Here is a 9297-nt window from a genome sequence, read left to right on the forward strand (position 1 = left end):
GAAAGATGACCTCCTCCATGCGGGAACTGCGCAATACGCTCTGCTTCTGCTCCCCTAATACCCACCGCAATGCATCCACGATATTCGTTTTGCCGCAGCCGTTGGGTCCCACCACCCCGGTGATGCCTTCGCCAAAATTCAGTGCCGTACGCTGCCCAAAGGATTTAAAGCCGTGCAGGGTGAGATTGGATATATACATGCTGTTACGCCGGGACGGTCTCCCAACGACCAGCGCCAACCGAGTTCAGCATCATCGCCTAACTCAATACTTAAAGTGATACATTATATAACTGGCGCCCAAGTCCTAAGGCTTAAGGACAAACCAAGATTCACTTGCAGCGATTTCTGTGTTCCGGCGGGCACATAATCAGAGGCGCCGGAGGGCAGGCAACTACCGCCGCGATGCAACCATTGTGGGTTGGCCCTAGCGCGGCTTCTGCCCACTGGAATAGACGACCTTCAGATAGACGCCCCCGTACTTGGGAAATAAATCATTGGTGAACGAAGTCACGGTGGCCTGATAGCCCATTTCGATGCGGTAAATAGCAGTACCCGTGTAAATCGAAGCCCCCACACCCGCCTGCAAAATGGGGGCCCATCTGAATGAGACCTCAGCAAACAGATTTCCCAGGCTGCCTTCCTGGGCCAAATATCCTGATGCTCCCAATTCCAGCACGGTATGCGGGAAAAATCCCCCTGCCAGGCTCTCCCGGAACAACAGGTGGCGCCAGCCCGAGCTCAACTCCAGATAATATTTCCGGGAGGCGTTTCGTTGAGTGGTGCCCGTGTACGGATTAAAGAAGCTGAGGGCGATGCCACTCTCTTCCTGGTGAAAACCCACCGCCCAGTAAGCGTGGTTGCTGCGGAAGGGGTCAGTGGCCCGGGTATAGAACAGCGACTGCCCGCTGGAGAATGAGATGCCAAAGCCCGCGTCGCGGACCCTTTTTTTCTCGTCGCCAGAATCCGGGGCCAGGGCCAGCAGGGGGACCGCCAGACAGAGCACCGATACGATGCTGCGCGTAAGTCCTGTCGTCATATATTTCCTTTGGCTGTTGCGATTTCGGCCTGGCCAGCCCGCTGCGCTCTAATCTGGCGCAACCGATCCCAGTGCTCGGGTTTAGCTACCAGGCGTTCCACGATGCCGTCACCGATAACCGAGGTGTCCACGATCTCATCCACGTCATCGGGTGTCACCCCCAGGTACCAGACCCCCTGGGGATAAATGACCACGGTAGGCCCCATTTCGCAGGCGTCCAGGCAGCCCGATTTATTGGCCCGGACGACACCCTTCAGGCCCCGCTGGGCAAGGCCCTTCACGAAAGCGGTCCTGATGTCCGTGCTACCCTTCTCATAGCAACAGCCCCGGGGGTGGCCCGGCGGCCGTTCATTCACGCATACAAAGACGTGCTTTTCAAACCGGGCCACTGGCCTAGCCCTCCTTCATGAGTTTGCGTCCGCCGTTATGGAGACCACCACTTTGCCGCGCTGCTGACTGCCCTCGAGATAACCGTGCGCCGCCGCAATTTCTGCCAGCGGAAAGACGCGATCCACAATGGGGCGATAGTCGCCCGCCTCAAACCCCCGTAGAACCGCCTGAAAGGTAGCCATATCGCCCATGGTTGAGCCCAAGAATGTTTGCTGTTTGCGGTAGACATGCCGCAGGTCGATGGTCACCGAGCTGCCGGTCGTTGCTCCACACACCACCAGCCGCGCACCCAGCCCCATGGTCCGAACCGACTGGTCCCAGGTGGCCGCGCCCACGTGCTCGCAGACCACGCTGACCTTGTCCGGACCGGCGATCTCCAACACCTGCCGGTACCAGTTCTCCTGATAATGATCGACGACCTCATGGGCGCCCTGCTCCCTGGCAAAATCGGTTTTGGCCCCCGCTGCGGCCGTGGCGATAATTCTGGCTCCCAGGTGCGCTGCAATCTGGATGGCGGCGGCTCCCACACCAGAGCTGCCCCCGATCACCAGCACGGTTTCTCCGGGCCGCAGGTCAGCCCGTCTGACCAGCATCTGGTAGGCGGTCATGAAGACCAGCACCACGGAGGCGGCCTCCTCGAAACTGAGGGCGGCGGGTTTTGGGCCCACGTTGGCTGCGCTGACCACGGCCAGTTCGGTCTGAACGCCGTCCTGGGTCTCGCCCAGAATCCCGAACTTGGCGCACATATTCTCCCTGCCCGCCAGACATGCCGGGCAGCTGCCGCAATACACGCCCGGTTGGATGACAACGTCATCGCCCACCGCAACGCCAGCCACATGCTGGCCCACGGCCAGGACTGTTCCGGCACCATCGCTGCCCATGGTCAGCGGCAGGGGCAGGCGCATCCCGGGCAAGCCGTTGCGCACCCACAGGTCCAGGTGGTTCAACCCTGCTGCCCGCATGGCCACCGTCACCTGGCCCTCCCCCGGGGGTCCTGGGGGCGGAAGGCTGTCGAGGGCCAGGACGTGCGGGCCGCCGTGCTCATGTATGCGCACCGCCAGCACGGGTTAATCCTCCTCGGAGTCTTCCTGGGAGACGTCTTCAAACTCCGCATCGATAATCTTCTGCTCCTCAGGTGGGGTGGGGGTTTTGGGATCTTGCTTCGGTCCATATGAGCGCAGGGTGCGGCCCAGGCGTTGCAGCAGCCACACCAGCACGGCCAGCAGCAGAAATACAAGCAGCGTCCGCACCGTCCCAGCTCACTCGCTTCCTGCCGGATTAAAGAACCGGGTACCACTGACGGGCTCACGAATAAAGTTGATGATCTCCTCGAAATCACCAGGCTTGTTCACGAAGTCGATATCATTGGCATTGATGATCAGCACAGGGCCCTGGTCGTAGCGAAAGAAGAACTCGTTGTAGTGCTGATTCAAGGCGTCCAGATACTTCCAGTCCATGCCGAGTTCGTAGGGCCGGTTGCGTTTCTGGATATTGGCCATGAGCCGGTCCGTCTCCGACTGGAGATAGACAATCATGTCAGGGTTGGCCAAATCGCGTTCCAGCAGACTGGCCACTTTGTCGTACAGTGCCAGCTCCTTGTCACTGAGGGTAAGGGTGGCGAACAGGCGGTCTTTCTTGAACATGTAGTCGGTGACCAGCAGGGGTGCGAATAGGTCCAGCTGCTGCAGCTCCTGTTGCTGTCGGTAGCGGGACAGCAGAAACCACAACTGGGTCTGAAAGGCGTACCGCTCAGGGTTCTTATAGAATTCATTCAGAAAGGGATTCTCGTCGAACTCCTCCAACACCAGCCGCGCATCCAGACGCTCCGCCACCAGCTCGGCAAGGCTGGTCTTGCCCACCCCGATGGGCCCCTCAATGGCAATGACGAACACCTTACCCATTACTGCGCCTCAGTGAGCGCGCCCCAGATCCTGACGTCCGCCGTATTTTGGCACTTATCCAGCAACTGTCGGACCGATTGCCCCGTGCTGGGATCACGAAAGTCGGGCAGCACTTCCGCCAGCGGCAGCAGCACGAACCCCCGCCGGGTATAGCGGGGATGGGGCAGCACCAGAGCGGGTTCCTGCATGACCCGATCGCCCCAGGTGATGAGATCGATGTCGATGGTTCGGGGGGCTCCCCATGGATGCTGCCGGGGTCGGCCCATCGAATCCTCAATTGCCTGGCAAGCCGACAGCAGCTCCCGGGCTTCCAGCCCGGTCATGACCACAACCACCTGATTCAGGAAATCCCCCTGCTTTATGGAGATTTCCACCGGAGGTGATTCATAGATGGCACTCACCGCGCTGACGCGGATTCCCGCCACCCGCTTCAGGCGCGCAACCGCGTCGTGCAGCTGCGCCTCCCGCCGGCCTACATTGGAGCCCAGCCCCAGCACGGCGCGCTCAGCCACCGGCCAACTCCCCCCTGCTGCGCGACAGTTCTACCTCGACCCCATCCAGAATGCCGTCGATGGGGACGGCAGGCTTGCGCACCCGCACCGTGATCCGCTCAGCGGGAAACTGGTCGAACAGCGCGGCGAGCACCTGCCAGGCGGCGTGCTCCAGCAGTTTGCAGCTCTGGGCAGTGAAAGCGCTACAGGCCGCGTGGTAGACGGCGTCGTAGTCCAGGGTTTGGGCCAGGTCGTCCTGCCGAGCGGCGGCGGTGAGATCGGCGAACAGCTCGATATCAAGCTCAAAGCGCTGGCCGAGCTCCTGTTCCTGGCGCGCGACACCGTGGTGGGCATAAAGCTTGATATTGTATAGGCGAATCGAATCCATACCAGTTTGGAAAATTTATCCCGGATATGTGGACGTCTGCAAGGAACTAGCCAGCCGCTGACGCCTAGGCGCTGCCGGAGCCAGCGATGGGAGCCGGGCAGCGCCCACTCAGGTCCCGGCCTGGATAGCTGCTCCCAAACCGGGAAGCCCGGAAGGCGAGTTCCTGCTTGCGCCGTCGAGCGCTGGAGCCATGCGGTACGTGAATTTAAGGCTTGTTCACGCCCTCGGTGGCACCCCTTTTTGTCAGGGTTCAGGTGGTGGTGGTTCCAGGGGACTTGCAGCGGCCCGGAAAGTCCCGCAGCGGCGCTGGAGCAGTCCCGGGGTCGCGGCGCAGGCGCCGGGGGAGCTCACCCTCTGGGATGGCTTCGGGTCAGGGCGCCGGGTGTGGCCCGCCCCGGGGGAATTCGTCCTCGATTCCGCGCCTGAGTTGGCGCATGAAATAGTCGTCAAACACAACGAATTTTGCCCGCTGACCGTCGCTCAGGACACGGGCCATGGACTTCACGTGCAAGGCCTGCAGATCAAAACGCGATTTTTCGATCTCCGCCTTGGCCTCCACAAAACGGTCGATATCCCGCGCCTCGATCACGCCCTCCCGGATCTTGCCCTCCAGGTCCTCATACAGTTGGCGTCGGCGCTGGCTCAGCTCCTCCACCTGCAGCTGGTGAGCGCGGTGCAGGGGGAAGAACTTTTCGGCCTGCGACTCGGTGAGCTCCAGGTACTCCGTCATTTTCCACATTTTCAACGTGTTGAGCCGCTCCCGCCGGCGCTCAGGTTGCCACCGGCCCCCCCGTCTCCGCTGCCGGCGTAAACGCTGACGCTGGTCCGTACCGTCCATCATGAGCCGTCCCCGATCAAATCCTGGCGCGGATGGGCCACCGCCAAAACCCGCTCCGGTAACCGGCGCCAGTTGAGCTGCCAACGGCGCTGCCACGATGAGCAGGCAGGTTAGCCAGAGCAACTTTATCCGTAACAGCGGATGCACGTTCATCAGCTACCCCTTCAATTGAATAGTTTGGAGCCAGTCCTCTCCCGCATCGAGACCCACAATCCCGTCCAGCAGCCGATCCAGATCGTCCTCCAAAAGTAGCGACTCAAGGTAAAGCTCCCAGCTGGCCTCGTCCAGTACCTCAGCGGCCACCGGCTGTGCAACGTCGCCCAGCAGGTAGCTTTCCCACAGCGCGTTATCGGAGTGCTGCTGCAGGGCCGTGAGCGAGATCGTAAAGAGCAGCACGGCGCCGACTGAGGCGGCCAGCGAGCCCAGCACGGCGCGCCTGCGGTGGCGGCGCTTGAGGGTCACCCTGAGCGTGCGCAGGAACTCCTCGCCGCTGGAATAATCCGGCTGCTGCCGCGAAGTATCAATCACCGGAAAGGAGTCCTTTCAGCTTGTTCTTGGCCGTGTGGTAGGCCACCTTCACCACATTTTCCGACGTACCCACGATGCTCGCGGTTTCTGCGACGGAAAGTTCCTGCAGGGCCCTCAAGATCACCACCTGGCGCTCCTGGGCCGATAGCCGGGGCAGCTGGGCCAGGAGCCGCCGCCGTTGATCCTGCCTATCCTCGTCCGAGCCCTGGGTGACCGGTTCGGCCGCATCACCCAGCGGAAGCCAGGTACGCAGTCGCTGGCGGCGGAAGTGGGTATTGAGGGCATTGGACGAGATGCGATAGAGCCAGGTGGAGAGCTCGCTGTCACCGCGAAACCGATGCAGGTTGTGGTACGCCTTGATGAATACTTCCTGGGCCAGGTCATGGGTGTCTTCCTCGTTGCCGGTGGCGCGGTACATGAATTGCCGCACGCGTTCCTGATGGCGCAGCACCAGCTGGTCGAAGGCGCGCTGGTCGCCGCGCAGAAATTGGGCAATGAGCTCTCGGTCCTCTTGCATGCATCGCACCCTTAAGACGCGGACGGGGGGTGAAGGTTAAGACCAAAAATAGGATACCTGCAGCCCCTTTCGCGCACTCCATTGACAGCCCGGCCAATCCCGCTTTACCTTTGTTCATGCCCTTCTGGCCCCTCCTCGCCACCCCGTTCCTCACCTGGGTGCTCCTGCTGGGCTCAATCCTCTTGCTCCTGGCCTGGGCAGAATTGTTGGCCCGAAAAACCCAGCTGCGAGCGGGGAGCACGCGCCAGCTGGTGCACGGAGCGGTGGGCGCAGTCATGCTGCTGACGCCCTTCCTGTTTCGGGGCCCCTTCTTTCCCCTGCTCACAGGGGTGTTGTTTGCGGCCATCAACCTGCTGGCTTTGCGCCGGGGCCAGCTCCAGGCACTCCACGGCATCCGGCGGGACAGCTACGGCACCGTGGCCTATCCCCTGGCCTACACCCTGCTGGTGGCCCTGTTTTGGCATCGCGACCCGGTGGCGCTCATGGTCGGCCTGCTGGTGCTGGCTATTGCTGATCCTCTGGCGGCGGTCATAGGCCAACGCTATGGCAGGACCACGTTTACCCTGTGGCACGATCCCAAAACGCTGGCGGGTTCGATGACCATGCTGGCGGCCTCCGCACTGCTCGTCCTGGCCGGCCTGCTGGTGCTGGTGCCGCTCGCTGGCGCGCCGGCCCTTGAATGGCCACAGCTGCTGATGGCCGCCCTGCCGGGGGCCGCACTGGCCACCGTGGCTGAAGCCCAATCCAAACGCGGGTCCGACAACCTTAGCGTGCCCCTGTCGGTGGGCCTGTTTGTGGCGCTGCTGCGGCTGCTCCCATCCGACGCCTGGCTGGCCGTCGCCGTTTGGGCGGGGGGATCGGCATTGCTGCTGGCTTTGGCCACGCGCATGCGGGCTCTGGACCTCAGCGGCGCTCTCACCGCCTGGGCGTTGGGTTTGCTGGTGTTTGCCGCCGGTGGCTGGGACTGGGTCCTGCCCCTGGTGGCGTTTTTCGGACTGAGCTCCGCTCTCACCCGCCTCCGCTACAGCGCCGTCCCCGCCAGCCCCCGTCCCCATGCCGGCCGCCGCAATCTCGTGCAGGTGACGGCCAACGGCGGCGTCCCCCTGGCGCTGGCTCTAGCGTACGGACTATGGCAAGTGGAGGCGCTCTACCTGCTGTTCCTCGCTGCTCTGGCGGCGGCCACGGCGGATACCTGGGCCACGGAAATCGGCGGTTGGCTGGGCGGTCAGCCCCGGGACATCGTGACCCGGCAGTACGTGGACCTGGGCGCCTCCGGCGGCTTGACCCTCGCGGGCACCGCCGGTAGTCTCGCTGGCGCCGGCACGCTCGGGGCCGTGGGCATCGTCCTGCAACCCGCCGTCGTCGCCGTGGCCGATGGGGTGGCCCTTACGCTCATCGGCTTCACGGCGGCACTGCTGGACAGCTTGTTGGGCGCCACGCTGCAGGTGCGCTACCTGAATCCTGGAACCGGAGCGGTGGTGGAGGAACTGGCCGCTGCCGGAGAGGACGCCGCGGTGCACAGCGGCTGGCGGTGGCTGGACAATGATGCGGTCAACCTGGCCTGCACGGCCAGCGGCGCGGTGCTGGGCCTCCTCTGGGTGCTCGCCTGATGGCCGGAAAGTCCGGATACAGACGAGGGGCATCCGCGCTGCCGGCTTTGACACCCCGGCAGCTGGAAGCCGTCCAGCACCCCTTGGCCCCGTTGATGGTCATTGCTGGGGCCGGCACCGGCAAGACGGCCATGCTGACCCGGCGAATCGCCTACCTAATCGAGCACCGGGACGTGCCGCCGGAAAAAATCCTGGCACTGACCTTCACCGACAAGGCAGCGGATGAGCTGCGCAACCGGATACGAGTTTTGACCGGACAGGCGGGCCTCACCGCCACAACCTTCCACGCCTTCTGTTACCAGGCGGTGCTGGAGTTCAACCCCGACTTCCGGACCCGTCAGTTGATGACCGTGGGCGACGCCCTGTTCATTCTGCGGGAGCACTTCCCAGCCCTCACCGACCTGCAATCGGTGGTGTTTCGACGCGAACCAGGTCGCGCCATCCGGGCCTTTCAGCGCTTTTTTGACCGCCTGCGGGAGGAACTTATCATCCCCGATCAGTTTCCGCAGCTGCTGCAAGGTGACATCCAATGGCCAGATAATGGGGAGGAAGATGACGAGCTGGAGGCGCACCGGCAGCTGCTGGATCACTGCGCCGTCTTCCCCCTGTACCAGCGCTGGAAGGCCGCGGCCGGGCTTGTGGACTACGGCGATATGATCTATGAATGCTGGCGGCTGGTTGCCTCGCGGCCGGAAGTTTTGGGTGTTCTTCAGGAGCGCTACGCCACCATCGTCGTGGACGAGTTTCAGGACAACAATTTTGCCCTGAACACGATTGTGGCGCGGCTGGCCGAACGGCATCATAGCGTCACAGTGGTTGGAGACGACGACCAAAGCATTTACCGCTTCCGGGGCGCCGGCAGTTACAACCTGCGCGATTTCAGACAGCGCTATCGGGACCAACCCGACTATGCCGAGATTATCCTCGCTGAGAACTTCCGATCCACCCAGTCCATCCTGGACCTGGCCAATGCCGTGATCAGTCATAACACGCGCCGGCACGACAAGCGCCTCACGGCATCAAGAACCACACCGCGCGCCAGGGTCGTGGCCGCCCCGGTGCTGGCAGTGGGCTCAACACGTGCACAGGCCGACTACGTAGCCGCCGAGATCCATCGTCTGGTGAGCAGGGGGGAGCGCCGCCCCGATGAGCTCGCCGTCCTGGTGCGCACGAACAGTCAGGCGGCTGAAATTGTCGCCCGGCTGGCCCAGCACGATGTAGCGAGTCAGGTGAACAGCGTCGACTTCTTCCGCCTGCCGGCCATCCGGACCGCTCTGGCCTGGTGCCAGGTGGTGGCACGGACGCCGGACGCACCGGCGGGCCTCTACCGACTGCTACAAAACGAGGGCGCACGCGTGAGCTGGCGGCTGGAGGACGTTGAAGCCAATGTATTTGGCGACGAGGAACCGCCCACTCGCGCTGCAGAAGTACCCTTTGTGGCCTGGGATAAAGCCGCTCCGCTGGTTGCCCGCATTCGGGATCTCATGAAGGATAATGCAACGGAGAACGCCGGTACGATGGTGAGGCGCATCCTGGTGGCCAGCCGCCTGTACCGGCAGCACCTCAGCGCCGGCTTCCGGGAAGATAGCCTGGCCATC

General features: G+C 62.9%; 13 protein-coding genes. 2 read left to right on the plus strand and 11 right to left on the minus strand.

Annotated elements, in window-relative coordinates; all coding sequences use genetic code 11:
- From IH971_09620 to IH971_09670, 11 genes are all read right to left on the minus strand, one after another.
- A partial coding sequence (locus tag IH971_09620) for an AAA family ATPase (protein MCH7498096.1) occupies nucleotides 1–199 on the minus strand: 199 nt, incomplete at its 3' end.
- Between the two features lie 225 nt (nucleotides 200–424).
- On the minus strand, nucleotides 425–1036 hold the full coding sequence (locus IH971_09625) for a hypothetical protein (GenBank protein MCH7498097.1): 612 nt from the start codon (nucleotides 1034–1036) through the stop codon (nucleotides 425–427).
- A complete protein-coding gene (locus IH971_09630) occupies nucleotides 1033–1425 on the minus strand; it encodes a (2Fe-2S) ferredoxin domain-containing protein (GenBank protein ID MCH7498098.1) in 393 nt (130 codons plus the stop codon). The genes IH971_09625 and IH971_09630 overlap by 4 nt, the downstream gene beginning before the upstream one ends.
- 15 nt (nucleotides 1426–1440) lie before the next feature.
- On the minus strand, nucleotides 1441–2490 hold the full coding sequence (locus tag IH971_09635) for a zinc-binding dehydrogenase (protein MCH7498099.1): 1050 nt from the start codon (nucleotides 2488–2490) through the stop codon (nucleotides 1441–1443).
- Nucleotides 2491–2493: 3 nt separating this feature from the next.
- Complete coding sequence (locus tag IH971_09640; protein ID MCH7498100.1) at nucleotides 2494–2676, minus strand: hypothetical protein; 183 nt, start codon at nucleotides 2674–2676, stop codon at nucleotides 2494–2496.
- A 9-nt stretch (nucleotides 2677–2685) separates the two neighbouring features.
- Nucleotides 2686–3327, minus strand: coding sequence for a deoxynucleoside kinase (locus IH971_09645; GenBank protein MCH7498101.1), 642 nt, complete (start codon nucleotides 3325–3327; stop codon nucleotides 2686–2688).
- Nucleotides 3327–3839, minus strand: coding sequence for a 2-amino-4-hydroxy-6-hydroxymethyldihydropteridine diphosphokinase (gene folK, locus IH971_09650; protein MCH7498102.1), 513 nt, complete (start codon nucleotides 3837–3839; stop codon nucleotides 3327–3329). The genes IH971_09645 and folK overlap by 1 nt, the downstream gene beginning before the upstream one ends.
- Nucleotides 3832–4206, minus strand: coding sequence for a dihydroneopterin aldolase (gene folB / locus IH971_09655; protein ID MCH7498103.1), 375 nt, complete (start codon nucleotides 4204–4206; stop codon nucleotides 3832–3834). The genes folK and folB overlap by 8 nt, the downstream gene beginning before the upstream one ends.
- Nucleotides 4207–4576: 370 nt before the next feature.
- On the minus strand, nucleotides 4577–5197 hold the full coding sequence (locus tag IH971_09660) for a hypothetical protein (GenBank protein ID MCH7498104.1): 621 nt from the start codon (nucleotides 5195–5197) through the stop codon (nucleotides 4577–4579).
- A gap of 3 nt (nucleotides 5198–5200) precedes the next feature.
- Nucleotides 5201–5572, minus strand: coding sequence for a hypothetical protein (locus IH971_09665; GenBank protein ID MCH7498105.1), 372 nt, complete (start codon nucleotides 5570–5572; stop codon nucleotides 5201–5203).
- On the minus strand, nucleotides 5565–6089 hold the full coding sequence (locus IH971_09670; protein ID MCH7498106.1) for an RNA polymerase sigma factor: 525 nt from the start codon (nucleotides 6087–6089) through the stop codon (nucleotides 5565–5567). The genes IH971_09665 and IH971_09670 overlap by 8 nt, the downstream gene beginning before the upstream one ends.
- Before the next feature lie 116 nt (nucleotides 6090–6205).
- Here IH971_09670 and IH971_09675 point away from each other — a divergent pair, with 116 nt between their 5' ends.
- Both IH971_09675 and IH971_09680 read left to right on the plus strand, forming a co-directional pair.
- Nucleotides 6206–7699, plus strand: coding sequence for a DUF92 domain-containing protein (locus IH971_09675; GenBank protein MCH7498107.1), 1494 nt, complete (start codon nucleotides 6206–6208; stop codon nucleotides 7697–7699).
- A 47-nt stretch (nucleotides 7700–7746) separates the two neighbouring features.
- Nucleotides 7747–9297, plus strand: a 1551-nt coding sequence (locus tag IH971_09680; GenBank protein MCH7498108.1) for an ATP-dependent helicase, incomplete at its 3' end; no start/stop codon positions are given.

Source organism: Candidatus Neomarinimicrobiota bacterium, from assembly GCA_022560655.1.
Classification (GTDB): Bacteria; Fidelibacterota; Marinisomatia; order SCGC-AAA003-L08; family TS1B11; genus JADFSS01.